Origin of the sequence: Oceanobacillus halotolerans, assembly GCF_010993955.1 — a bacterium.
GTDB lineage: Bacteria > Bacillota > Bacilli > Bacillales > Amphibacillaceae > Oceanibacillus_A > Oceanibacillus_A halotolerans.
Map to the genome: position 1 here is coordinate 194,764 of NZ_WIXL01000003.1, position 22,274 is coordinate 217,037.

Consider the following 22,274-nt stretch of genomic DNA (forward strand, 5'->3'; position numbering starts at 1 on the left):
GATGTCGCACGAGTTGATGCTGGCCCGCATGACTTCTACTTGATGTCGCACGAGTTGATGCTGGCGTCGCATGACTTCCTCTTCATATCACTTGAGTTGAAGGCAACGTACAGAATCTATAAGTCCAATCGGTTTGTGGCACTATTCTTCTTAGAGGTTATTGGGTTATGTCCTGTTGCTTGCGCTAGACCACATACTGGCATATTCACATAAATTGCTTCATAGCTTTTCGATTCCATGATGTATGTCTCATGAAAAATTCCGACTGCATTATTGGAGCAGGAAATGCTTTTTATTTTAACTAACATTAATATTAACAATAAAAAAGTAATAAAAAATAATAATATTTTATCGTAAAACAATAAATACTATGTTTAAATAAGATAGAAAAATAACTAGGTGAGGTGTTTTAATGAAACGGGGATCCACACTTTTTTTAAAAATAGCTGTTATTCTTATTGGAATTCCGATACTTGCTTTATGTATATTTGTTTTACCTTTGATCGCAAAGGATGCTGCTGAAGGTAGCACAGAGATGGCTTATGTGCTTTATAGGTATAGCATTTTAACCATTATGTATATTTACGTGATCCCTTTTTACGTTCTTTATATCAAGCTTTTTCTCTTTTAAGTTATATTGATAAGAACAAAGCATTCTCGCAAATTTCGGTAAAAGCTTTAAAGAATATTAAAAACTGTGCAACCACCATCATTATTTTGTATGTGGTTTACCACTCTTCTATATCGTTGGCGAAGTAGATGATGCACCAGGTGTCATATTGATCGGAATGGCCTTTATTTTTGCTCCAACAGTTATCGCAGTTTTTGCTGCTGTTCTCCAAAAACTGTTACAAGAAGCGATTGATATAAAATCAGAAAACGACTTAACGGTCTGAGGTGATGACAATGGCAATTATCATTAATATTGATGTGATGTTAGCAAAACGAAAAATGAGTGTAACAGAACTTTCAGAGAGAGTGGGAATCACAATGGCAAATCTTTCTATATTGAAAAATGGAAAGGCAAAAGCAATTCGAGTATCAACGTTAGACGCGATTTGTAAGGCTTTAGAATGTCAGCCTGGAGATATTTTGGAGTATAAACCCGATGAGGATGGTTAAGATAGATCGATTCTTCGATGATGCTTATTATATTCTTATTTGGTTAATAGGAGCCGTACTATTATTTAATCCTAAACTTGGATAATACGGATTGATTATGACTTGGGGTAACTTCAAATCAATGAACAAAATCATCTACCAATTTTTATCCGTCTCTAACCTTGAATTAATTTTAAATATGTGTATAATTTACGGTAATTGCATAAATTCATGTTTTCTAGGGTTCCGCAACAATTACGTTGGTCTGGTCCGAGAGAAAACTCATAGCACACTGCTATGTCACGGAGGGAAAAAAGCCCGGGAGAAACTAATTATTAGTTTTCTCTCGGGCTTTTTTAATTGGTGGGAATTTAATTTGGAGGTGCTTTAACATGAATCGAAACTGGATGAAAGTGTTTGTTGCAGCTTTTTTGGAAATCTTTTGGGTGATTGGATTAGCACACGCATATGATTTTTGGACATGGACTGGAACGATTATTGCTATTATCGTCAGTAATTATCTAATGATTACGGCAGCGCAAGTTCTTCCTGCTGGGACGGTTTATGCTGTTTTTGTAGGGTTAGGAACAGCTGGCACGGTTGTTTCGGAAATTCTCTTCTTTGGGGAACCATTCAAATGGAAAAAAACACTTTTAATTTTAATATTATTAATAGGCGTTATTGGTTTAAAATTAGTCACAGATAACAATTCCGAGGAAGGAGCTGAGTCCTAATGGCATGGTTTTCTTTAATCTTAGCAGGCTTGTTAGAAGCATTTGGTGTTGCAATGATTAATCAATTGCATGTAAATCGGAATTGGCGAACTGTTGTTTTATTAATTATTGGATTCGGATCTAGCCTCATATTACTTGGTTATTCCCTACAATTTCTACCTATGGGAACAGCTTATGCCATTTGGACAGGAATTGGTGTCGTTGGCGGTACTCTGATCGGAATGATATTTTATGGTGAATCTAGAGATTGGCGAAGACTGATTTTTATAGCACTAGTTTTATGTGCAGCGGTAGGATTAAAGCTCGTCTCCTAAACGATTTTACATTTTTGATAACAAACGGGAGTAGTTTATTAGTAGAAGAACTGGCTCAAACTCCCAGTTCTTCTCATCATCCCTTACTCCTGTATTCGATGCCAAAGGAACGTTTTTTCCATCACATGTTTTCTAGCAAAAATGAGCAAGAAGATAGCAACCAATGCTTCAGATACAGGTAACGCAAGCCAGATACCCGCAGTTCCAATCAAGAACGGCAGGATAATCAACATAAGGATGAGTAAGATGACCCCTCTAAACAATGTAATGCCAATCGACGGTTTGATATTACCAATAGACTGGTAATAGGTCATATAAATAAAATTTATCCCCATGAATAAATATCCTAGGAAAAATAACTTCAAACCAGTAGTGGACAAATTAGCAATCGATTCAGAATCAATCCCAAATATGGCTACAAGCTGATTTGCTCCAAAATAACCAACAGCCAAAAATAAGAGACCAAGCAATAATCCGGTACGTTCAGCAATTTTCACTGTCTTCTTAATGCTCTCCTCCTGCTTTGCCCCGTAGTAATAGCTGATCATAGGCTGAATGGTAGAAGCAATCCCAATAAACGCCAAAAACATAAAAGTATGCAAATAATTAATAACCGAAAAAGCAGCAAGACCATCCGTACCAACATGATATTCCATCGCGATATTATATCCTACGACAAATATCCCCATCCCTGCTTCCGATAAAAAACTAGGAAATCCGATGATACTAATCGATTTAACATCCTGCCAGTTCCATTTAATTTTAACAAGTTTTAAATTCGAACCCTTCTTAAAAAAGTGAACCATATAAATAAGGAGACCAGCAGCTGTTGCAATAACAGTAGCTAATGCCGCTCCCTTCACTTCCAGTTCCAAAACAAAAATCATCCAATAATTCAGCACAATATTCAAAATTGCTGCCACAACTAGGCCTACCATAGCCAGCTGTGGATCCCCATCATTCCGTACAAAAATACTCAAACAAGCTTCCAAGGATAAGATAAGCGATGAAATGAACAAAATCTGCATATAATCTAAAACATATGGCAGCGTCTCCTGATTCGCCCCAAAAAAGAGTGCTAGATCCTCCAAATTCACATAGCTAAGTACTGCGATTCCAATGGTGATCACTGTAACCAGTGCCATGGATAACGTAAATATTTTCCGTGCTTTCGTTTTATTATTTTCCCCCATGGCGATCGAATAAAGTGTTCCACCACCCATTCCAACAAGGAGCGCAAGGGAGATAATAACCGAAAACACTGGAACCGCAATATTCACACTGGCCAGCGCAACAGAGCCAACCCCATTTCCGACAAAAATCCCATCAACCACTATATTCACCGACATAAGCATCATGCCAAGGAGCGTCGGAATAAAATACTGAAAGAAAGCCTTTGCAACAGGCTGTGTTGCCAACTTCTGATTCACACTATCCATCTACTTCACCACCATTCCATCACTGTGAGCGTATACTACGTTAATTCACGTACATATATTCTAATCTAATATTAGCAAACTTGACTATCGCCAAGCCTTGATGGTGAAAGAATTAGTTGCACTTATGCAATAAGAAAGTTACTTATCTGCCAGACCATACAAACCTCTACGGCGCAAAGGGAAAATACGTAAACGCAACGATAAATAAAACAAAGCTTCCGAACAACAGGTATAGCAGACTAAATAGAATATCCAAGATGATCAACCCCCAGCGTCCCCACGTATCTTTTTTCCATGCAGCTTTGATCCAATGGTAATTAATCATCCCCAGTAAATAAATCCCTAAGACGAGGAAGCCCGGGACGACCCACTCGCCGACAGGTTCTGCCGTTTCTACTGTGCGGCCCTCAAAAAATCCGGATTGCAGTTTGATGATTTGACTGACGACGATGAAGATAAGTGCCAGCAGTCCTCCAATTCCACCGATCCACTTCTTTTCATTGGTTGTCATGCCGATCGTTAAGAAGGCACCGATTCCAGAAAACACAACAAAAATGATAAAATCCATTACAAACATCCCCTTCTATTCCATCGAAAGCGACACTTCTTCTATGCCACTGCCATCCATGTTCATTTTATATAAATAATAGTCTGAGCTAGGCCGGCCGAATTGTTTATCGACTATAAAATAAACAGTCTCACCATCTGGACCAATGACTGGATTACTCGTATGTTCCCGCATATTTGTCAGCAGTTCCTCTGTCCCTGTTTCCCGATCATAGGTAAACAACTCATATTCATATATACCATCTTCTCCCGTACCATTGACTGCTTGGAAAATAAATGCCTCATCATTAGGAGTTACTGTAAAATCGTATATATCCGCGTTTTTTCCCTCTTTACTGGCAACACGCAAGTCATCAGATTCATCTAATGATAGGTAAAAAATTCGCTGATGTGCTTCAAAAATATCATCTGCCGTTTCTGCATTAGCGTCATCAAACATGACAAAATAGATTCCATTACCTTCCGTTGACACCTGTAGAGACTGCATCAAATAGCTTTTTCGGTCCGTGTGCTGTTTCGATTCATCGGTGGAAATCTGGTAATGATGGATATCAAAATCATGTGGTCGAGCACTGGAAATGGGAGAATAATTTTCAAATGTACCGGCCTTTAAATAGTAAATAAAATCATCATTCTTTGTATCAAACGCGATTTCAGTCACTAAGCTTTCCTCCGCAACCAGCTCCAAATCAGCACCTGCTCCGATATCAAACAGATGGATAGCGCTTTTTAAATCCTCCTGCTTATCTTTGTATGCGATACTATAAGCTAGACTTTTTCCATCTGGCTAAAAGCTAATATCTGAAATTTCCCTGTCATTTTCCAGTTGTAACATTGGCTGTTCTAGATCAGCTGTCCCATTCTCCAAATAAATGCCAGGCTGACCCTCATCATAATACACATAAGCAATAGTTCCATCTGCTGACACATCAAAAACAGCCGTGCGCCCTTGCTGTTTTTCAAACTCATCTTTATCATAAACGACACCTAGCACAATTAAGGCGCTTGTGATCAATCCCACAATAATGATAATCGAAATAATTCCCTTTTTCTTCATTCTAAAAAGCCCCCTTACCTGTCAATAAAGTGAAACTCATTCAGTAGGGGTTTTGCGACGCACAGGACGTGCTAGTGCCGACGTTGGCGATTGACGTGGCGTTTTTAGTCGGCCTTCATCCCCTACTGAATTTTAGTTGAACGAATCAGGACTTTACTGGTAGTAATCCTCACTTACACTTCCTTGAAACGCGAAGTCTTGAAGTGCGGGTCTTACTGTCAGTTAAGACGTGATAAACGGAAATAATAGATTCCAAACAGTAAATAAGATAAAAGCAACTGGAATAACGGCAATCATATAAGCTATTCCCTTTTTACGTTTACGCAGGAAAGTCATTTGTAAAATATAAAGACTGATCCATATAAGGAGTGGCACTAATGGAATCATCATAACTGGCGACAAGCCTCCAGCAAAAACCAAGGCTCTCTACAGGAAAAATAAGATAAATCCGGTGACACCAATACCAGCTGTAATATTTATGATATGAAGCCATTTCGCTTGTTTTGGTAACGGGTGATCAGTCGCTTTATAATCGTGAATCGTCGTCCGATAAATTAAAATAATAGCGAGTAAAATAATCAGTAGTGCAAATACAACGAACGGTACAGAGATGGTCGTTTCGGTAATCCCGGTCACCAATAATGTGCCAAATAATTAAACGGCAATATGAATCAAAAGCAAACTGTTCATCCAGAGTCGCCGGTTTAAAAACGCAACAGATTGAATGGAAAAAATAAACAGAGATGTGCTTACCGACATAGAAAGGACCAGCCATAACATGTAGGCATCTCCTTCAACAAATAATTGCGCCAGATAAACACCAGATGTAAACAAAATCGACCCTACTGCAAGCAGCATCATCATTTCTTTTCGATACGGAAACATCGCCTGCTGAATTTGCTCCCCAACGGATACCTCATCCCCAAAGGCTTCCATCGCCTTTATCTCAGCCTCTTTCTCGGATAATCCTTCCTTCATGTGCTGCTCCTTAGACATTTCCAAATGAATCATTAATTCTTCGTATAGATCATCCTTCTCCTGCCCGTTGCCTTCAATTTGCTGAACAGTCCGCTCCACAACCCGTTTAAACTGATCAGTCATGTTAATTCCTCCGAGCTCTTTTGTACAAGTGATTCAACCATCTTCCAATTTTCTTGCTTTCGTTTCAGTTCTTCCCCACCTTTTTCTGTCAGCCGGTAATATTTTCGTCTTCCAATTTCCGTGTCATACCAGTAAGATTCAATCCACCCTTTCCGTTCAAGCCGTTTCAGTGCAGAATAGAGCGTCCCTTCACTCATTTCATAGGTGTCATCACTTAAATGCTTCAAAATTCTTGTGATCTCATATCCGTATAAATCACGCTGCGAAATTAAAGACAATAATACGAGGTCAATACTTCCCTTCATCATTTCTTTATCCACCATCACCTTCACCTCACTTTTTCTACAACCAGTGTATTACGATGCACCTCGTATTACAAGGGTGCATCGTAATATTTCATTCGACATAATTCGGGTGGTGACAGGCACCGCGTAGGTTTTTCTCTGCAAAACCTTTTCATAGATAAATGTAAAGATACTGTAAAGCTTTTATTAATGTTCTTGAAATATTAACAAAATAAAATGTATAATTTCGATATCGAATTCCAATATCAAAAATAGATAATGACCAATTGAAGGTAATTGAATGGAAGATAAAGTATTACGTAAGCTATTTCTTGGATTCATACATATCCATATTTTACACCACGCAAAGGAACACTCTATTTATGGTGTTTGGATGGTAAATGAACTGAAAGAACACGGTTATAACATTAGTTCTGGTACACTTTATCCGATTCTACACTCGATGGAGTATGATGGGCTATTACAGAAGGAAGAGAGAAACATCACGGGGAAAATAAGAAAATACTACACAACTACGGATAAAGGAGATGCAATTCTAGTAGAGGCATGGAAAAAAGCCTATGAGTTATTTCAAGAAATTAAATAAAAAGAGGAGGGTTACATTTATGTCTAAACCAAAAAGTAGATTTCAAACACTCATTGAAATTTTATTAACTTCTACAAAATTAGGGTTAACATCATTCGGTGGTCCAGTTGCTCATCTAGCTTATTTTAAAGATGAATATATTGATCGTCGTAAATGGTTAGATGATAGAACATATGCGGATATCATTGCTATTTGTCAATTCCTTCCTGGTCCAGCTAGTAGTCAGGTTGGTATATCAATCGGCATGTTGCGAGGTGGTTTGCTTGGAGGTCTTATCTCATGGTTTGGATTTACTGTACCGTCGATTATTGTGTTGATTATATTTGCACTAATGTATCAAACATTTTCTTTAGATGAAGCTGGTTTCATAAACAGCTTGAAGATTGTTGCTGCAGCAGTTGTCCTACACGCAATAATAGGTTTAGGAAAAAAATTAACACCTGATAAACCTCGATTAGCAATAGCAATAATAGCAGCTAGTATCATGTTATTATATCCATCTGCATGGATGCAGATTTTAATTATTTTAGGTGCTGGTTTACTAGGTTTGAAATTATTTACAGATAAAGCCGAGTCAAACGTTCAACCTTTCTCGGTTAATATTTCAAAAAAGCTTGGATTGACTTCGTTAGGTATTTTAATAAGTTTACTTATTATATTACCGTTATTAAATAGAGTCTCGGATAATCCTTTACTTACTATTTTTGATACCTTTTTTAGAGTTGGTTCGTTAGTATTTGGTGGGGGACATGTCGTATTACCAATGATTGAGCGCGAAGTAGTGCCAACAGGCTTACTAACAGCCAATGAATTTTTAGCTGGATATGGTATGGCACAAGCTGTACCTGGACCATTGTTTACTTTTTCTAGCTACCTGGGAACGTTGATGGAAGGGGTAACTGGAGCTATTGTAGCAACGGTCGCAATCTTTCTCCCTTCATTTTTACTCATTATTGCAGCGTTACCGTTTCTAAATGAATTACGTAAACAAGCAACGTTTCAGGGAATCTTAATGGGCGTAAATGCTAGTGTAGTAGGTATTTTGTTAGCTGCATTTTATGACCCAGTGATCAGTAGCTCTATTTTTAGTACCACTGACTTTGCCTTAGGTGTCATCCTATTTGGCTTGTTAAATATATGGAAAACACCAGCATGGTTAATTGTTATCCTAGGTGTAGTAGGTGGCTATGTTTTACAGTTTATTACGTTTTAATGTTATTTTCTTGGGTATATCCAACCTTTAAACAGCTAAGGATGGGATATAAGATTCAGTAGGGACCTTTATACAGGTTCCTTTGAGAAATAGTAATGAAAAAAACATCTAAGTGGACATTAACATCCGGTGGTATTACCGTATTAGTAGGTACAACATTAGAGCAGAGTATCCAAGGGAAACTCTCTGGACCAGGGTTACTTGGTTCGCTAATTATTACAATTCTACTTTTTGTCATCAATATAATTAGAATTCGATCGAAAAAGGATAAAACACCAGAATTTGATGAACGGACTACTCGTAATATGGTGAAGTTTTTACGCCTTTTCATCAAATATCTTTGTAGGCCCTTTATTTATTTTGTTTAGTGTTCTTACATTTATAGGAATGGAGAGTGTTCCAGTTTTTATATTTGGATATTATTATGGCTTTACTTTGCCTTTAGTGGAATTGCCTCGTTCCTAATAAGTCGTAGATAAATAACTTTAAGACATTAAATTAACTATCGGGTGCAATTGAAAAAAAAGCAATTACTTTTAATTAACGCAGCAGAAAACTACAACAGAGAAGAAAGGTAGTGAAAGATGTTTCGAAAATTATACTCACGATTACACCTTATATTGGTTCGATTTACTTTTTACTCCCTGTTTAAACATAAAGAATCGAAGTTAAAGAAAAAAGGGTCCTATGAAGATGTCAACACCATAATGGAAAATTATCAAAAAGGTCTTATTAGAGATAAAAATCTAAATGAAGATTTAACAAGAGGACCGATAACTGCAAAAACAAAAAATGGACAAAGATTGGTATCTGCTTTCATTACTAATCAAAACAAAAAGGACGAAAAGGATTTTTATATTCAGGTAGCCAAAGAATGGGTGAAGGGTTATGACAAAAAGCCTCATACAGTATCTTTACTATTTATTATCTTATTTCTTCTTTGGTGGGCAAGTGGTATATTCTTGAGTCAGTATATAAGCAACATTACGGGATTGATATTCCTTTTAGGAATTTTTCTGTTTCCTATTCTCGGCTTCTTTTTTGCAGGGCTTGGGAAAGGATGGAAAAAATGGCTCCTTGCAGCAATTAACATCTTTTTCTTTATCGTATTTGTAACAATTATATTTTAGGCCTATTCAGCAAAAGGCTCGTCTTTACGTGGTGCTTTTTCACCACATTCGAACTTACCCACCCTTAGGGTAAGTTAATCTCACTTTCATATCTGTTTGAATATACCTACAGTGTGTATTTATGGTAATATAAGACGTAAGTACATTGTGAATGTTACCTATTATCTAACAAATTAATGGATAGGAGGAGAATAAGCATGGAAAGCTTACGATGTGCTAACTGTGGACAAATAATAGCGTATAGTGACGCTGTTTGTTTAGATGTACTAAATTCTATTACCCATAAAAAATGTTATGATCTTCGTTTTGCACTGAAGGATACTGGCACGTTTCAGGATATCGTGAATAAGTATAGCTTTTTTAAGGAATTGAGAGAATAGGCAATCATATTATTAAACAGTTGGAAAAATCTTAAAATTTCAACAACATTCCTTGAGGCGTTTTTTTATCAGGCACTATTTCACATATAGCCTCAATCTGTCCCCCGCTAAAAACAGATCACCTATTTCAACTAATTCCATTCTAAGGAGTGTCATGATGCCAACCACTATCTTTACTGACTATGCTATTACCGAAAAAAATGACTATATTACCCAACCATATCGATTACCAATTCATCATTTACGAACCAAACCAAACATACTTCATCCGAAAAACACCACTCGAGTTGATTAAAACAGCATGACTCCAATATGGATCCACTTATGATGGAAGAAAAACTTCGATTATACATTTAACAGGATATAAACATAAAGTTCCAATCCTGATCAACGCCAGACAAAATATTTATAGCTTTCCTACCCATTCTCCATCGAATGCTAACTGCGTCTGGATCTTCTTCCACCACATCGAATCACTTTCCCACGACCCACATCTATCCAAAAAACAAAGCAAAACATCCATCATCAACTTCAAAAGTGGAAAACAACTGACAATGGACATTTCCTATCGCACAATTAACAAACAAATACAACGAACTGGCTATTTTTACTGGATGATTCATGGGAAAGCGGGTTTTCATGTAGCTAGCCAAATGAAAAATGATACCAGATAACGGATTTATTTATACCAAAGCAGACGATAAGTGTTTTATGTTAACATTAAAATAAGATTAATAGTCTAGGGAGTGATTAAGTATGACAGATATCATCATTCCCGTTATTATTGCATTATTCGTTTCTGTTATTTTATCTATTATTTTTAAAGGAAAGGCTAAAGTGGATAAAGGGTTTAAATTAAATTACTTTAAATTATCCTATAGAAGAAAGATGATTAGAACCCTAACAAGTCTTCCATTTGTAATTGTGGGACTCATTGTTATTTACTACTATACAGACTGGAGTATGGCATTAAATATACTGTTTGGACTATTGTTCCTTCTAGCATTTTCAGTTCAGCTAATCTATAATTTCAAGATGTGGAAGAAAATGGAGTAATAGTAATAACTATTTCTAATTTAGTAACCAGACAGTAATACCTGAAGAAGATATACTTAACTCAAAATAAGAAAGGGCAATGCAATAATGGCCAATATAATAATTACTTTTATTTTTACATTTTTGGTTGTTTTAATTATTAACTTTATAGGGCAAAGATTAATAGTTAATGAGAAAAAAACCCTTAATGGCAAAACCTTGGTAATTTTATTAAGTCAAAGTGTGGTCATAACAATTATTATAAGTTTTATTTAAATCTATTCATGTAAGGTGCTATTCCTCGATAACAGATTTCTGTAAAAATTATTAGAAAACTTGGTATTCACCATTAATGGTGAATGCCTTAGTTGCACTTATACAGTAGGAAAGTTTTTATACTTTCCTAGCTGCTAAAAAGAATCCATTCTCAAGTTAAAAAGGGAATGGATTTATCGTCTCTCTGTATGATTTTTTATTGTTGCTACGATCTCTTCGAATGTGTATTTATGATTAACAACATCAACTGTAAAGTCCTGTTCTTCTTGAATTCCCATCGACCAATGAAAATGGTTTACTTTTAGGAAAACAATTAATGAAGCTAGAGCAGTTCGTTTATTCGCATTATGAAAAGCATGGTTCTTTGCTATTGATTCTAAAAGTGCAGCTGCTTTTTCGTAAATAGTAGGATATGCATCACTACCAAACACTGATTGTTTTGGTCGATTTATAGCCGAATCAAGTAAGTTTGGATCTTTTACTCCCATTGGCTCTCCTGGAGAATATAGACGAATTTGAACGGTATTAATAGCAATAACTTGATTTGTTGTTAAATAGACAATCTTATCCATTATCTATCCACTAACCCTTTAAATGCCTCGTCATGCTCTTTAATTACATCGTTTAACGTGTCCATGAATTCAGCATCAACACCTTCAGGAAGTGTTATCTGTTCTTTTTTTCTTAAGACTATTTTCCCCTCTTTCACTTCAACTTGAACGTCATCTCCCTGTGCTAAGCCAACTTGTTTCAGTAATTCAGTGGGAAGCGTAATTCCTAAGCTATTTCCAATCTTCGTAACTTTTCTTTCAAATTGCTCCAAAAACTCACACCCTTGTTATAATTGTTATACCAATTATAACATATACTAATTTACTTACACACAACACCTCTATCCAATAAACAAAGCAAAATATCCATCATCAGCTTTAAAAGTGGACAACACTGACAATGGACATTTCCTATAAAAATATTAACAACACGAACTGGTGATTCACAGATAATGATACAGATTTCGCCTAAGGAGTAAGCTGAAATGCATCCGCTAATAGTTCATATGACTTATGCCGTGAATTTTTTTCAGTTAGCATATTCAGAATCATGATTTCATCAACCATGGCATCTTTTGCAAGTTTCCTTAGTTTCTCCGCTGCATTTTCCACACTACCGATCACGAAGCGACTTTTATTTTCTTGTCGTACTGCTTCCTCCCGGGAAGTGTATTTATGAGAACTTGCCTCTTCAAGTGTTGGCGGTGCAAGATGAAATGCACCTGTTCCCCATCGTACCCATTGTAGTTCTGCTGGTCCTGCCAAATACGTAGCTTCTTCCTCTGTCTCAGCTGTAATAACAATGATGCTTAGTATGCTTTTCGGCTCCCGCAAAAAAGATGATGGGGTAAAGTTTTCACGATAAGCCTTCAACATCGGGACTGCCAACTGAGGGGAAATGTGTGCTGCAAAGACAAATCCAAGTCCATGGTGAGAAGCAAATTGCATTCCCCCATTACTTGACCCAAGCATATACATATCAGGTGTCAAATTTTTATCAGGTGACGGCGTAATATTCTGGAAAGGATGGTCACTTGGAAAATCATGCGAAAAGAAGGAAAGAAGTTCATCCAATTGCTCTGGAAAATCATACGTCTCAACCGCCTCCCTTGACCGTCTTAATGCTAATGCAGTCAGTCCATCCGTCCCTGGTGCTCGCCCAATTCCAAGATCAATCCTTTTTGGATGTAAGGCTTCTAGTAAAGAAAAATTCTCTGCAACCTTAAGCGGACTGTGATTCGGCAGCATAATTCCACCTGAGCCTATTCGAATGTTTTTTGTAACAGCCGCTGCATGAGCACTTAATAAATCCGGGGAGGTGCTCATCTGATGTTTTGTATTATGATGTTCGGCAAACCAGTAGCGTGTATAGCCAAGACGATCAGCTAGCTGTACTAACTCCGTAGAATTTTGTAATGTTTCAGTTGCTGATTCCCCATTATACATGGTAGCTAAATCTAAAATAGATAATTTCAAATCTCCTTTTACCTGGTTATTTCCCAACGTAAATCACTCCTTTTTATTTTTTTGTAGGCTTAGAAATTCTAAAAACAATCATCTTGTGTCATATATGTATTGAAAAAACCTTCTGAAGCTGAGTTATGTACAAGTACTCTGATTTGTATACTATCTTATTACGTATAGACAAACAACTACAATGGAACTGCATCCTCCATGAATAACGTCCACAACATAATAAAAAAGTGCATTTTCTGTAACAATAAGAGAGATACGAATATGGAATAAGGAGAATTGATATGGATTATAAGAATATTACAGTTGCTGGTAGTGGGGTTTTAGGAAGTCAAATTGCTTACCAAACTGCTTTCAAAGGATTTGATGTATCGGTTTACGACATTAATGACGAGGCGATAGAAAAGGCAAAGGAACGAATTACAAAATTGAAGAGTCGTTATCAGGAGGATTTAGAGGCGACAAAAGACGATGTGGATGCTGCTTTTAATCGAATTTCGTTCTATTCTGATTTAGCAAAAGCTACTGCAGACGCTGATCTTATCATTGAAGCTGTTCCTGAAGTAGTGAACATTAAAACTGACTTTTACAAGGAATTAGCGAGTGTTGCTCCGGAAAAAACTATTTTTGCTACAAACTCTTCCACCATGTTACCAAGCCAATTTGCAGATGCAACTGGACGACCAAGTAAATTCCTTGCATTACACTTCGCCAATGAAATCTGGTTAAACAACACGGCAGAAATCATGAAACATGAAGGAACAGATATGAACGTGTTTGAGGAAGTTGTCGAATTTGCCAAAGCCATTGGAATGGTTGCTTTGCCTCTACATAAAGAGCAGCCAGGCTATATTTTGAATTCGTTATTAGTACCTTTGTTAGAAGCTGCTCAGATGCTCCTCGTTAAAGAAGTTGCTGATATCGAAACAATCGATAAAACATGGATGATTGCAACAGGCGCACCCCAAGGACCTTTTGCCATTTTAGACGTTGTCGGAGTTACGACTGCTTATAATATCACGAAAGAAAAAGCAGAAAAAACTGGGGACCCTGGATTTAAAAAATTAGCTGATTTATTAAAAACAGAGTATATCGATAAGGGAAAACTAGGCACAGCAACAGGAGAAGGATTTTACAAGTATCCGAATCCGAAATTCATGGAGCCAGACTTTTTAGAGAATGACTAGATTTCGGTTAATGAGGTATCACGAGTTGGTGATACCTCATTAATTTTACGCCTTTTTGTTCTTAACACCTTGTAAATCACATACTTCCAATAAATATAGAGAATAAGTAGAACATAAAAGAAATAGCTGTCACACATATAATAATGAATGCGAAATATCTGTTGTTCCGAAAAAATTCAATAATTGTGGTAATGACTCCAATCAAACAAAGGCATATCCATACGATATTCCATAAAACATCTCCAATGTTAGCATCAAATAATGTATAAAAACCCGTCAAGAATAAGATCCAATTTATGATGAATAATCCAACAACACTATACGAAAATCTAAATGGCTTTGGTCCTTCTACTCCCTTATATATAAAAGTGATAAGTGCTACAATCGACAACGCGACTACTATAAAAAGAACAGATATCATACTCGTAAAAACCCTTGGATATAACGTAAAGGTACCCGATTTTGTGCCAACATAAATAAAATAATGCCCTCCCGTTTTTTTAGAACAACAGTGTATATGGTGTTTAAGGTAACTTACTCAAAATTACTTAGATCAAAACGGGCGATTTCTTCACCTTCAACCGAAACAATTAGATCTGCCTCCATAGCATGTTCCTTTAACTTTTCCAATTGATCGGATGAAGGAGCAAGTTTTATTTCAGGATTTTCCTCTAACGCACCTAATACAAAATCAAGCGTGTATTCTCCTTCTTGATCTGGTTGAAGAACAGGTGAACTTGTTGATCCAGTGCCTAAACCCCCTTCTGTATCCTCGTCATAAATATTATGACCCATTACTTCCTCTGAGACTTCTTTTAATTTTTCATTTGGTTCAATATGAATATTTATACCATCCTCATATTCAAATGTCTGTTCATTTAACTTTTCGGCTCCTCCAAGAATTTTATTACCAGTATTCGCTAAAACAAAATCATAACTGAGTGCAATTGGTACTATAATTTTACCCTCCTTTTCTCCTGAAGTAATCCCGATTCCTCCTAGTCTTCCTTCATCATTCCGTAAATCAACAGTCGAGCTAACTAAGTCTAAAGAAGATTTGGTCGAGCACCCTGACAAGAGTATTAAAACTGTAAAAATACTAATAACAAACTTGATCATCCCTTTACTTTTAATTATAATAGCAACCCCTATCCATATTTTTATCAAACTTCCAGATAACTTTTTTTCAAACGTGCTTTTTTAACTATAAAATATCTTTAATCTTGATTTGTATTTGGATTTATCTTAACATTCCCAAAAATTATTAGCAATTGAACTTCCATTTAACGATTAAAACAACATAGCAATTATCACCCCACTAACATCTGTTAGTGGGGTGTTGATTTTTATGCTAATTACAATGCTAAAAGTGGTTCTATTTATAAGCAAATATTGATATACTAACGAAAGAGGGCACAATGTGGTATGCCACTTAATTAGTTATTTTAGTTTTTCTCCATCAAAAGCGAACTTCTTAATATACAACACAACACTTTCCATCCTATTGCTGATTCACCTTTTCTACCATTTGCCTAGCAGTTCTTCGTTATAGTCCCCTTCAATAACGATTGATTTCCCAGGAATTGCAGTAACAATTCTTGATGAACTAATTAGCTTTTCACCAAAATAAACATGAATGGATTCACCGACGTGTGTCTCCGTTACTTCTTCCAATTTACTCTTTTCTTTTAAGTTAACTGAAATAGCTTCCCCATCTTGCGCACGTTCTTCTACGCTTGCCTCAGCAAAGTCAGAAGTAGATGCTAAAACTTCTCCGTTATCGTTTTTGATCGTAACCTTTCGATCATCAGTTTTATCATTATTCATGCAACCTACTAAGAATAAAGAAAACAAAATAGCAACACATACATATAAGGAAAAATTTCTCATCTTCCTCCCCCCTTCAGTCTTTTTTAACATTCTTGTTTATAATAACCACATCCATATAAAACCCCACTCTATCTCTTAAATCCGTGGATGACAGACACCTTTAAGGAATGTATGATAGGGGTAGATCCAAGAAGGAGTTTGAACGAAATGAAGCAACCCTACACAAAATGGTCTGTTATCTTAAGTGTTATCTGTGCTATTACACTATTTTCATCCTATATATTAGCACCTCGACAACCAGAAGGCGTGATGGCCGTCCTCATCCAAGTACTGTTTTTCACGGCTGTTATTACTGGTTTACTAAGCATAATCTTTAACATTATCAGTTTTATAAAGAAGGAAAAAGGTCCTGCTAAAGGAATCGTTCCCCTTATCTTTGGGGTCATTTTATTTATTTTTGTTTTTTCGTTTATCATGATGATGCTGAGCTTTTTTTAAAAGTGTGCGAGACTGCTAGTCATGCGGGAAAGATGTGAATTCGTGCGGAGTTCACCCTAATTCGTGCGACACCTTATCACACTCGTGCGAGCACCTTCCAAACATGTGACATCACCATCCCCTCATGCGTAAGTACGAAAATATCTCACATCACACAACAAAAAGAGCACTTGATTTTCCCAAGTGCTCCAGCTTATCTCTATTAATCTCTCATAAACCTTACCCTAAGACTAACTACTCCCCTAAAAACTCCCGAATAACACGACGATATTCTGCTGGATCCTCGATATATGGCATATGCGCACTCTTTTCAAATACATGGAATGTGCTATTTGGTGTGAGTTCACTATAATAGTTAGTTGATTTGGGAGTTGCCTCATCATATCGTCCACAAGTGTATAGTGTTGGAATGTTGATTGTATTAAGTTTTGAGGTGAAATCAATATTTCTCAAATTTCCAGTCACATGAAATTCCGATGGCCCCCACATAATATTATAAACTTCCTCATTTTTATTCTGGGAACCTTCCTTTAAATAGGCTGGCTTCTCCTCATCTTCCAGCCTACAAACAAAGTGCTTATTAAATACCTCTGTTGCTTGCTTATAAGCCTCTGAATCGGTTGTGCCATTTGCTTCACACTCTTTCAACGTCTTTTGTACTTCTCTTGGTAATTGATTCCGATTTTCAGCTTGATCCTTTGCCCACATTGGCGCACTTAAACATGGACTAGAAAAGATAATGCTTTTGACCCCTTCTGGATAGGTTAAATAGTAGGCTGCAGCTAAGGTTGTCCCCCATGAATGGCCTAAAATATGAAATTCATCCAATCCAAGTGCTTCTTTAATCTGGTGTAATTCCTCCACAAAGCGATCGATTTTCCATAGTGATTTGTCTTGAGGACGATCGGATTTTCCACATCCTAATTGGTCATAAAATATAACTGGACGATCCTCAGCTAAATCACTTAAGCCTTGCATGGACCAATGGGATGATCCAGGACCACCATGCAGCAGCACAACTGGTGTGTTTGGTTTATCAGAATTATGTAGTTGATACCAGACTTTTCCTCCTGTTACCTCAATAAATCCTTCTTGGACTGTCATTTTTTCTCCTCCACCTTTCCATAAATTGAACGATATTCCTAAGAGTGCCGTTTTAATGTACTTTCCGAAATTTCCATCCCGAAATAAAATCATTTTACCGTAAAACAAAAAATCTGCTGGCTTTAACTACCCCCTTAGGTGATATACAACATACTCGTAGCGCTCCAAGTTTACCTGAATAAGTTTATTTAACTGTACATCATCTTCTATTAACATAAGTTTGTACAAAGTTTATTCTCCCTTTTCTTACTATAGGTCAATTATTCAGGGTCTTCTCAACAAGAAATCTATTCTATTTCGCTAACTCATCCTTAATTTTAACTTGTGTGCACTATCTTCTCACACCCACCCATTTCTTTTCAATGATATTCGTATTCTTTCGACTAGCATTAAGTACGTATAATTCACGAGTAGGTTTTTCACGATAAAGTTCTTGATACTCTTTCATTGCTTATGGGGAATTTGAAAATTTTTTCAAAGGGGTAATTTCTTCTAACATACATTCACTTTCCTTATTTGTATATGCTTGTTTAGCCTCAATTTACATCTATTGTTTTGAGAACAATAATCCGATTCAACCTATTGGCTAATTTGCCATAAACTTTCTTAATTCCTGAATCTCTGTATCATGTTCAGCAACTTTAACCGCAATTTTCTCAACACTACTTAGCTTTTCTGTGTTATCAGCCACTTGTTTCGATACGTTATCTAATTTCTCTATTAATACTTTCTGTCCTCCTTCAAGGTTCTCCATGCGCCCACTTATTACTTGCTGACCTCCTTCAAGGCTCTCCATGCGCCCACTTATTACTTGCTGACTTCCTTCAATGCTCACTATGCTCTCACTTAATGCTTGCTGACCTCCTTCAAGGCTCTCCATGCGTTCACTTAATGCTTGCTGTCCTCCTTCGAGGCTCACTATGCGCTCACTTAATGCTTGCTGACTTCCTTCGAGGCTCACTATGCGCTCACTTATTACTTGCTGACCTCCTTCAAGGCTCTCCATGCGCTCACTTAATGCTTGCTGACTTCCTTCAATGCTCTCCATGCGTTCACTTAATGCTTGCTGTCCTCCTTCGAGGCTCTCCATGTGCTCACTTATTACTTGCTGACTTCCTTCAATGCTCTCCATGCGCTCACTTAATGCTTGCTGTCCTCCTTCGAGGCTCACTATGCGCTCACTTAATGCTTGCTGTCCTCCTTCGAGGCTCACTATGCGCTCACTTATTACTTGCTGACCTGCTTCAATGCTTTCCATGCGCTCACTTAATGCTTGCTGTCCTCCTTCGAGGCTCTCCATGCGTACATCTAACGGTTTTAACTTTTTGTCTAACAAAGAAGAAAACATTTGCATTAATCGTTTTTCGTCCATGTTTTTACACCTAACCTTACAATATTTTTATAATCGATATTTAATCATCAGACTGTTTTTGTATTCATATCTCCAATTTTATTAAATAGACAAATTCATATCTACCAACACTACTAGTATGATAGATTAGTTATTTCTAAAGTGATAATTCTTAGTGATTCAGCAAGATCCGTTGAAATAACAGTACTTCCTGATCCTGTGTCAAATTAAACACGTTTTAACGTTATCCTCCAAAAAAGTGAACCTTTTCAATGATACTCGTATTCTTTCGACTAGTGTGGAGCATGTACAATAGTAGGGTTTTCACAATGAAGTTCTTGATACTCTTTCATTGCTTCTGGGGAATTTGGAAATTTCTTCAAAGGGGCAATTTCTTCTAAAATAAGTTCACTTTCCTTATTTGTATATGCTTGTTTAGCCTCAATTTACTCTATTGTTTTGAGAACGCTTGTCGAACATCTTCCCATTTCATTTCAATCACCTCCTTTGTAGATTTATCACTAGTTTTATATCGTTGTCCAAGCGTTAATTCATTTTAATTATACAACACAACGTATTTATGCGGTACAAAAAGTGCATAATTTTTCAAATCAATTTGTGCCAGCAACCTCGTATTTAACTTTCAAATTTCACACTTTTTATGTCTAATACTCGCTTGTATAACTGGGATTAAATTCCAAGTTCCTGTAAAAATCTCGGTTTTTAATATTTAACTGCCTCTTTAGATGAAAAAAACATTTTAATTGTAGCCAGTCATATAGTACCGACTATAAATATAACCTTTTTCTTAATCTGCTTCGTTTGTTGAATAAGTAGTAAAGTGAAGAAGCCTTTCTTTTCTTGTTTAGGCTAAATTGTTCACGAAAAGAACGGTATCTCCTTTTTCTTTTATTAAATTAGGAGGTAAAGACATGGCAGGATATGTAGCCCTCGCATACTTTGTAGATTATCTCGATTAGGAGATGAGGAAGCACTCCAACTCGTGCGACAGCTACTCTTACACGTGCAAGAATATCCTCAACTCGTGCAGGAAGCGCTCCTAGTCGTGGGACAACACTTTTATAACTAGATAAGAACTTGGAAAATTTAATATACGTGTACTCTGATTAATCACAATATAAGTGTATACATACAAAAAGCCGATAGGAAGTAATTATCCCTCACCTATTTAGTCACAACCAAAAATCATTTTCCACCAACCATGCCACCAAAACTCGCCTACGTTCGATTAATAGAATGAAGAAGCCTTTCTTTTTTTGCTTAGGCACGGGATGTACACCAATAGAAAGGCACGATCATATTCTTATATTATGAAGGAGGTGAAACAATGGCAGGATTCGTAGATATTCCAAACTTTGTAGATTATCGGGAACAAGTCAAACGCCATGCAACCAAAAAATATCCAGTACTTCAAGTGACCGACAAAACGACCATTGCTATTCACCATAGTTTAACAAAACAAGATGCAGGTGGATCAAATGCAAGAGGATATGCTCGCTATCATGTTGACACACACGATTGGCCTTCCATTGGCTATCATTATGTTATTGAGCCAGATGGTACCGTGAAATTTTGTAATGATATCGAGACACGTGCTTACCATGTGGGAGATTATAATAATGAAGCAGTCGGCGTTTGCTTAACAGGGGATTTTCGCACCGAAGAACCAACAGAAGCACAAAAAGAAAGCTTACGGCAATTAGTGTCTGCCTTACAACAGGATTTCACGCATCTAAAACATGTTAAAGGCCACAATGAATTTAGTGGTTATGAATGGAAGCAATGTCCGGAATTTGATTATCGAGCGGTACTGAATGAAACCCCTAGCAACACATCTAGCACGACAAACGACGATCAGTCTGCGGCATCAACAGGGTCAACATCTATCCGTTCAATCCAGCGCACGTTAAACAAACGCTATATTCTATCAATAGCAGAAGATGGGATTTATGGGCCTGAAACAAAACGGGCATTGATTAAGGGATACCAAACTGAATTGAATAAACAGTTTAATAGCGAGTTAGCAGTAGATGGAATTTGGGGACCGAACACACGAAGTGCTACGGTTAATGTACAAAAAGGTGCTCAGGGAAATATAACATGGATCTTACAGGCGACACTATTTTGCCAAGGATATGAATTAGCAGTAGATGGAATTTTCGGCAACGAGACAGAATCAACAGTTCATGAATTCCAGCGCGATCATGAATTAAGCATCGACGGAATCGCTGGTAAGAATACGTTCGCTGCATTGTTTGGATAAAAGGATCCTATGAACGAAAAGCGTGGTATTAAACAACATGATGGCTGTCACTAACTAAAATTAGTAGTACAATATAAGAAAAACTCGCATTCGCTCGTCCTTTAGCGAATGTGTTCGTTTTTCTTATACTTGGGACATTAAAATTTTAGCCAAGTCGAGTCTACTTCTTAGCTAAAACTTTATACTTTCCTAACGTGTTAAAAAAACGTCTGTTTCATCAGGAGACAGACGGTTTTCTTGTTGTCTATTTTCATACTTCTTCAAACACAAACGATGGTTCATCATCTTCTACCTTGACAATAAGATCATGGTCATCAAGAAGCCAAGAATCTTCACTGTTGATATAAAAGGTAATCCCTTCCACTTCTTCCTGAATTGCCATGTCTCCATCTTTTCCGACTGATACGCCTAGAAAGAAATTAGAGAAGACCGTTGGAATGCCTCCATATAATTTTACAAAGATCCGTACGAGATCTCCTTCTTCAACTCCCATTTCTTCTTTATACCAGTTCGCTGCTTCATTTGTTACGTTTAAATTCATGTCTACACCTCATTTTTATGTTGTTACACTAATAGTATGTATGGTTAAATAGGTCTCTCTTTTATCTTATTCTGATATCTCTATTTTAGTATAAATCAATTTGCTTATTCTAAAAGTGATAAACATCATAATGATTAAAAATCATATTATTGCTACAAATATTTGCCGAAAACGTTCACATAACTTTCATTGCTTATTGACGAAACAATTGCTATCT

The 22,274-nt window shown here is 36.8% G+C and carries 30 protein-coding genes, 2 pseudogenes and 1 riboswitch; of the genes and pseudogenes, 15 read left to right on the forward strand and 17 right to left on the reverse strand.

From position 1 onward, the window contains the following. Positions 1–116 precede the first annotated feature (116 nt). Positions 117–308 (reverse strand): monooxygenase family protein, encoded by a 192-nt coding sequence (locus GHC26_RS06160; protein WP_163970387.1) that lies wholly within the window; start codon positions 306–308, stop codon positions 117–119. A gap of 104 nt (positions 309–412) precedes the next feature. Here GHC26_RS06160 and GHC26_RS06165 point away from each other — a divergent pair. The 4 genes and pseudogenes from GHC26_RS06165 (at position 413) to GHC26_RS06180 (ending at position 2,149) form a co-directional block, all read left to right on the forward strand. Continuing rightward, positions 413–896: pseudogene (locus GHC26_RS06165) on the forward strand (DUF2975 domain-containing protein). A gap of 10 nt (positions 897–906) precedes the next feature. After that, on the forward strand, positions 907–1,122 hold the full coding sequence (locus GHC26_RS06170; protein ID WP_163970388.1) for a helix-turn-helix domain-containing protein: 216 nt from the start codon (positions 907–909) through the stop codon (positions 1,120–1,122). Between the two features lie 206 nt (positions 1,123–1,328). Next, positions 1,329–1,428, forward strand: a riboswitch (guanidine-I (ykkC/yxkD leader). Between the two features lie 65 nt (positions 1,429–1,493). Further along, on the forward strand, positions 1,494–1,835 hold the full coding sequence (locus GHC26_RS06175; protein ID WP_163970389.1) for a DMT family transporter: 342 nt from the start codon (positions 1,494–1,496) through the stop codon (positions 1,833–1,835). Continuing rightward, positions 1,835–2,149 (forward strand): DMT family transporter, encoded by a 315-nt coding sequence (locus tag GHC26_RS06180; RefSeq protein WP_163970390.1) that lies wholly within the window; start codon positions 1,835–1,837, stop codon positions 2,147–2,149. Before GHC26_RS06175 ends, GHC26_RS06180 begins: the two co-directional genes overlap by 1 nt. Before the next feature lie 83 nt (positions 2,150–2,232). Here the strand turns inward: GHC26_RS06180 and GHC26_RS06185 are convergent, their stop codons facing one another. The 8 genes from GHC26_RS06185 to GHC26_RS06220 form a co-directional block, all read right to left on the reverse strand. After that, entirely contained in the window at positions 2,233–3,588 is a 1,356-nt protein-coding gene (locus GHC26_RS06185; RefSeq protein WP_163970391.1) for an MATE family efflux transporter, read from the reverse strand. 166 nt (positions 3,589–3,754) lie between these two features. Continuing rightward, complete coding sequence (locus GHC26_RS06190) at positions 3,755–4,156, reverse strand: hypothetical protein (protein WP_163970392.1); 402 nt, start codon at positions 4,154–4,156, stop codon at positions 3,755–3,757. Positions 4,157–4,171: 15 nt separating this feature from the next. Beyond that, complete coding sequence (locus tag GHC26_RS06195) at positions 4,172–4,816, reverse strand: TolB family protein (RefSeq protein ID WP_163970393.1); 645 nt, start codon at positions 4,814–4,816, stop codon at positions 4,172–4,174. 126 nt (positions 4,817–4,942) lie between these two features. Continuing rightward, on the reverse strand, positions 4,943–5,212 hold the full coding sequence (locus GHC26_RS06200) for a hypothetical protein (RefSeq protein ID WP_163970394.1): 270 nt from the start codon (positions 5,210–5,212) through the stop codon (positions 4,943–4,945). 222 nt (positions 5,213–5,434) lie between these two features. Further along, positions 5,435–5,602 carry a hypothetical protein gene (locus tag GHC26_RS06205; RefSeq protein ID WP_163970395.1) on the reverse strand — a complete coding sequence of 56 codons (168 nt, stop codon included), beginning with the start codon at positions 5,600–5,602 and terminating at the stop codon, positions 5,435–5,437. Between the two features lie 36 nt (positions 5,603–5,638). Beyond that, positions 5,639–5,848: a hypothetical protein gene (locus tag GHC26_RS06210; protein WP_163970396.1), complete on the reverse strand. Its 210-nt coding sequence runs from the start codon at positions 5,846–5,848 to the stop codon at positions 5,639–5,641. An 18-nt stretch (positions 5,849–5,866) separates the two neighbouring features. Beyond that, on the reverse strand, positions 5,867–6,313 hold the full coding sequence (locus tag GHC26_RS06215) for a permease prefix domain 1-containing protein (protein ID WP_163970397.1): 447 nt from the start codon (positions 6,311–6,313) through the stop codon (positions 5,867–5,869). Next, positions 6,310–6,633, reverse strand: coding sequence for a PadR family transcriptional regulator (locus GHC26_RS06220; protein ID WP_163970469.1), 324 nt, complete (start codon positions 6,631–6,633; stop codon positions 6,310–6,312). Before GHC26_RS06220 ends, GHC26_RS06215 begins: the two co-directional genes overlap by 4 nt. Positions 6,634–6,898: 265 nt before the next feature. Here GHC26_RS06220 and GHC26_RS06225 point away from each other — a divergent pair, with 265 nt between their 5' ends. The 8 genes and pseudogenes from GHC26_RS06225 (at position 6,899) to GHC26_RS06260 (ending at position 10,983) form a co-directional block, all read left to right on the forward strand. Continuing rightward, a complete protein-coding gene (locus tag GHC26_RS06225; protein ID WP_163970398.1) occupies positions 6,899–7,204 on the forward strand; it encodes a PadR family transcriptional regulator in 306 nt (101 codons plus the stop codon). A gap of 19 nt (positions 7,205–7,223) precedes the next feature. Continuing rightward, positions 7,224–8,417: a chromate efflux transporter gene (gene chrA / locus GHC26_RS06230; RefSeq protein ID WP_163970399.1), complete on the forward strand. Its 1,194-nt coding sequence runs from the start codon at positions 7,224–7,226 to the stop codon at positions 8,415–8,417. A gap of 95 nt (positions 8,418–8,512) precedes the next feature. Continuing rightward, entirely contained in the window at positions 8,513–8,785 is a 273-nt protein-coding gene (locus GHC26_RS06235; protein WP_163970400.1) for a hypothetical protein, read from the forward strand. 339 nt (positions 8,786–9,124) lie between these two features. After that, on the forward strand, positions 9,125–9,547 hold the full coding sequence (locus GHC26_RS06240) for a hypothetical protein (RefSeq protein ID WP_163970401.1): 423 nt from the start codon (positions 9,125–9,127) through the stop codon (positions 9,545–9,547). Positions 9,548–9,744: 197 nt separating this feature from the next. Continuing rightward, a complete protein-coding gene (locus GHC26_RS06245) occupies positions 9,745–9,927 on the forward strand; it encodes a hypothetical protein (protein WP_163970402.1) in 183 nt (60 codons plus the stop codon). 157 nt (positions 9,928–10,084) lie between these two features. Continuing rightward, positions 10,085–10,222: a hypothetical protein gene (locus tag GHC26_RS06250; RefSeq protein WP_163970403.1), complete on the forward strand. Its 138-nt coding sequence runs from the start codon at positions 10,085–10,087 to the stop codon at positions 10,220–10,222. Between the two features lie 25 nt (positions 10,223–10,247). Beyond that, positions 10,248–10,601, forward strand: a pseudogene (locus tag GHC26_RS16190) (competence protein ComK); the annotation flags it as partial. A gap of 82 nt (positions 10,602–10,683) precedes the next feature. Continuing rightward, entirely contained in the window at positions 10,684–10,983 is a 300-nt protein-coding gene (locus GHC26_RS06260) for an ATPase (protein WP_163970404.1), read from the forward strand. A 428-nt stretch (positions 10,984–11,411) separates the two neighbouring features. On the opposite strand, the gene GHC26_RS06265 is transcribed toward GHC26_RS06260, so the two are convergent. From GHC26_RS06265 to GHC26_RS06275, 3 genes are all read right to left on the reverse strand, one after another. Continuing rightward, on the reverse strand, positions 11,412–11,810 hold the full coding sequence (locus tag GHC26_RS06265) for a type II toxin-antitoxin system death-on-curing family toxin (RefSeq protein ID WP_163970405.1): 399 nt from the start codon (positions 11,808–11,810) through the stop codon (positions 11,412–11,414). Continuing rightward, positions 11,810–12,061: an AbrB/MazE/SpoVT family DNA-binding domain-containing protein gene (locus GHC26_RS06270; protein ID WP_163970406.1), complete on the reverse strand. Its 252-nt coding sequence runs from the start codon at positions 12,059–12,061 to the stop codon at positions 11,810–11,812. Before GHC26_RS06270 ends, GHC26_RS06265 begins: the two co-directional genes overlap by 1 nt. A gap of 196 nt (positions 12,062–12,257) precedes the next feature. Beyond that, positions 12,258–13,292, reverse strand: a complete 1,035-nt coding sequence (locus GHC26_RS06275) for an LLM class flavin-dependent oxidoreductase (protein WP_226376873.1) — start codon at positions 13,290–13,292, stop codon at positions 12,258–12,260. A 254-nt stretch (positions 13,293–13,546) separates the two neighbouring features. Here GHC26_RS06275 and GHC26_RS06280 point away from each other — a divergent pair, with 254 nt between their 5' ends. Beyond that, complete coding sequence (locus GHC26_RS06280) at positions 13,547–14,449, forward strand: 3-hydroxyacyl-CoA dehydrogenase (protein WP_163970407.1); 903 nt, start codon at positions 13,547–13,549, stop codon at positions 14,447–14,449. A gap of 534 nt (positions 14,450–14,983) precedes the next feature. Here the strand turns inward: GHC26_RS06280 and GHC26_RS06285 are convergent. Continuing rightward, entirely contained in the window at positions 14,984–15,568 is a 585-nt protein-coding gene (locus tag GHC26_RS06285; RefSeq protein WP_226376874.1) for a hypothetical protein, read from the reverse strand. Positions 15,569–15,970: 402 nt separating this feature from the next. After that, a complete protein-coding gene (locus GHC26_RS06290) occupies positions 15,971–16,339 on the reverse strand; it encodes a SecDF P1 head subdomain-containing protein (protein ID WP_163970408.1) in 369 nt (122 codons plus the stop codon). A 147-nt stretch (positions 16,340–16,486) separates the two neighbouring features. On the opposite strand from GHC26_RS06290, the gene GHC26_RS06295 reads away from it, so the two are divergent. Beyond that, entirely contained in the window at positions 16,487–16,777 is a 291-nt protein-coding gene (locus tag GHC26_RS06295) for a hypothetical protein (RefSeq protein ID WP_163970409.1), read from the forward strand. Positions 16,778–17,011: 234 nt separating this feature from the next. Here the strand turns inward: GHC26_RS06295 and GHC26_RS06300 are convergent, their stop codons facing one another. Both GHC26_RS06300 and GHC26_RS06305 read right to left on the reverse strand, forming a co-directional pair. Further along, the gene (locus GHC26_RS06300) at positions 17,012–17,881 is read right to left on the reverse strand and encodes a proline iminopeptidase-family hydrolase (protein ID WP_163970410.1); all 870 of its coding nucleotides are present in this window, start codon (positions 17,879–17,881) and stop codon (positions 17,012–17,014) included. A 586-nt stretch (positions 17,882–18,467) separates the two neighbouring features. Further along, positions 18,468–19,253 carry a coiled-coil domain-containing protein gene (locus tag GHC26_RS06305; RefSeq protein ID WP_163970411.1) on the reverse strand — a complete coding sequence of 262 codons (786 nt, stop codon included), beginning with the start codon at positions 19,251–19,253 and terminating at the stop codon, positions 18,468–18,470. Between the two features lie 1,327 nt (positions 19,254–20,580). Between GHC26_RS06305 and GHC26_RS06310 the strand changes: the two genes are divergently transcribed. Then, on the forward strand, positions 20,581–21,516 hold the full coding sequence (locus tag GHC26_RS06310; protein WP_163970412.1) for a peptidoglycan recognition protein family protein: 936 nt from the start codon (positions 20,581–20,583) through the stop codon (positions 21,514–21,516). Positions 21,517–21,766: 250 nt separating this feature from the next. Here GHC26_RS06310 and GHC26_RS06315 read toward each other — a convergent pair whose 3' ends face one another. Next, the gene (locus tag GHC26_RS06315; RefSeq protein WP_163970413.1) at positions 21,767–22,057 is read right to left on the reverse strand and encodes a HesB/YadR/YfhF family protein; all 291 of its coding nucleotides are present in this window, start codon (positions 22,055–22,057) and stop codon (positions 21,767–21,769) included. Between the last annotated feature and the right edge of the window lie 217 nt (positions 22,058–22,274).

What these genes read in the sequence shown, in the direction of transcription:
- GHC26_RS06200 (WP_163970394.1), bottom strand. Translation starts at nt 5,212, where the DNA reads ATGAAGAAAAAGGGAATTATTTCGATTATCATTATTGTGGGATTGATC.
- GHC26_RS06305 (WP_163970411.1), bottom strand. Translation starts at nt 19,253, where the DNA reads ATGGACGAAAAACGATTAATGCAAATGTTTTCTTCTTTGTTAGACAAA.
- GHC26_RS06240 (WP_163970401.1), top strand. Translation starts at nt 9,125, where the DNA reads ATGGAAAATTATCAAAAAGGTCTTATTAGAGATAAAAATCTAAATGAA.
- GHC26_RS06175 (WP_163970389.1), top strand. Translation starts at nt 1,494, where the DNA reads ATGAATCGAAACTGGATGAAAGTGTTTGTTGCAGCTTTTTTGGAAATC.
- GHC26_RS06185 (WP_163970391.1), bottom strand. Translation starts at nt 3,588, where the DNA reads ATGGATAGTGTGAATCAGAAGTTGGCAACACAGCCTGTTGCAAAGGCT.
- GHC26_RS06245 (WP_163970402.1), top strand. Translation starts at nt 9,745, where the DNA reads ATGGAAAGCTTACGATGTGCTAACTGTGGACAAATAATAGCGTATAGT.
- GHC26_RS06280 (WP_163970407.1), top strand. Translation starts at nt 13,547, where the DNA reads ATGGATTATAAGAATATTACAGTTGCTGGTAGTGGGGTTTTAGGAAGT.
- GHC26_RS06285 (WP_226376874.1), bottom strand. Translation starts at nt 15,568, where the DNA reads ATGATCAAGTTTGTTATTAGTATTTTTACAGTTTTAATACTCTTGTCA.
- GHC26_RS06190 (WP_163970392.1), bottom strand. Translation starts at nt 4,156, where the DNA reads ATGGATTTTATCATTTTTGTTGTGTTTTCTGGAATCGGTGCCTTCTTA.
- GHC26_RS06300 (WP_163970410.1), bottom strand. Translation starts at nt 17,881, where the DNA reads ATGACAGTCCAAGAAGGATTTATTGAGGTAACAGGAGGAAAAGTCTGG.
- GHC26_RS06315 (WP_163970413.1), bottom strand. Translation starts at nt 22,057, where the DNA reads ATGAATTTAAACGTAACAAATGAAGCAGCGAACTGGTATAAAGAAGAA.
- GHC26_RS06205 (WP_163970395.1), bottom strand. Translation starts at nt 5,602, where the DNA reads ATGATGATTCCATTAGTGCCACTCCTTATATGGATCAGTCTTTATATT.
- GHC26_RS06170 (WP_163970388.1), top strand. Translation starts at nt 907, where the DNA reads ATGGCAATTATCATTAATATTGATGTGATGTTAGCAAAACGAAAAATG.
- GHC26_RS06260 (WP_163970404.1), top strand. Translation starts at nt 10,684, where the DNA reads ATGACAGATATCATCATTCCCGTTATTATTGCATTATTCGTTTCTGTT.
- chrA (WP_163970399.1), top strand. Translation starts at nt 7,224, where the DNA reads ATGTCTAAACCAAAAAGTAGATTTCAAACACTCATTGAAATTTTATTA.
- GHC26_RS06265 (WP_163970405.1), bottom strand. Translation starts at nt 11,810, where the DNA reads ATGGATAAGATTGTCTATTTAACAACAAATCAAGTTATTGCTATTAAT.
- GHC26_RS06290 (WP_163970408.1), bottom strand. Translation starts at nt 16,339, where the DNA reads ATGAGAAATTTTTCCTTATATGTATGTGTTGCTATTTTGTTTTCTTTA.
- GHC26_RS06215 (WP_163970397.1), bottom strand. Translation starts at nt 6,313, where the DNA reads ATGACTGATCAGTTTAAACGGGTTGTGGAGCGGACTGTTCAGCAAATT.
- GHC26_RS06225 (WP_163970398.1), top strand. Translation starts at nt 6,899, where the DNA reads ATGGAAGATAAAGTATTACGTAAGCTATTTCTTGGATTCATACATATC.
- GHC26_RS06295 (WP_163970409.1), top strand. Translation starts at nt 16,487, where the DNA reads ATGAAGCAACCCTACACAAAATGGTCTGTTATCTTAAGTGTTATCTGT.
- GHC26_RS06250 (WP_163970403.1), top strand. Translation starts at nt 10,085, where the DNA reads ATGCCAACCACTATCTTTACTGACTATGCTATTACCGAAAAAAATGAC.
- GHC26_RS06160 (WP_163970387.1), bottom strand. Translation starts at nt 308, where the DNA reads ATGTTAGTTAAAATAAAAAGCATTTCCTGCTCCAATAATGCAGTCGGA.
- GHC26_RS06235 (WP_163970400.1), top strand. Translation starts at nt 8,513, where the DNA reads ATGAAAAAAACATCTAAGTGGACATTAACATCCGGTGGTATTACCGTA.
- GHC26_RS06310 (WP_163970412.1), top strand. Translation starts at nt 20,581, where the DNA reads ATGGCAGGATTCGTAGATATTCCAAACTTTGTAGATTATCGGGAACAA.
- GHC26_RS06180 (WP_163970390.1), top strand. Translation starts at nt 1,835, where the DNA reads ATGGCATGGTTTTCTTTAATCTTAGCAGGCTTGTTAGAAGCATTTGGT.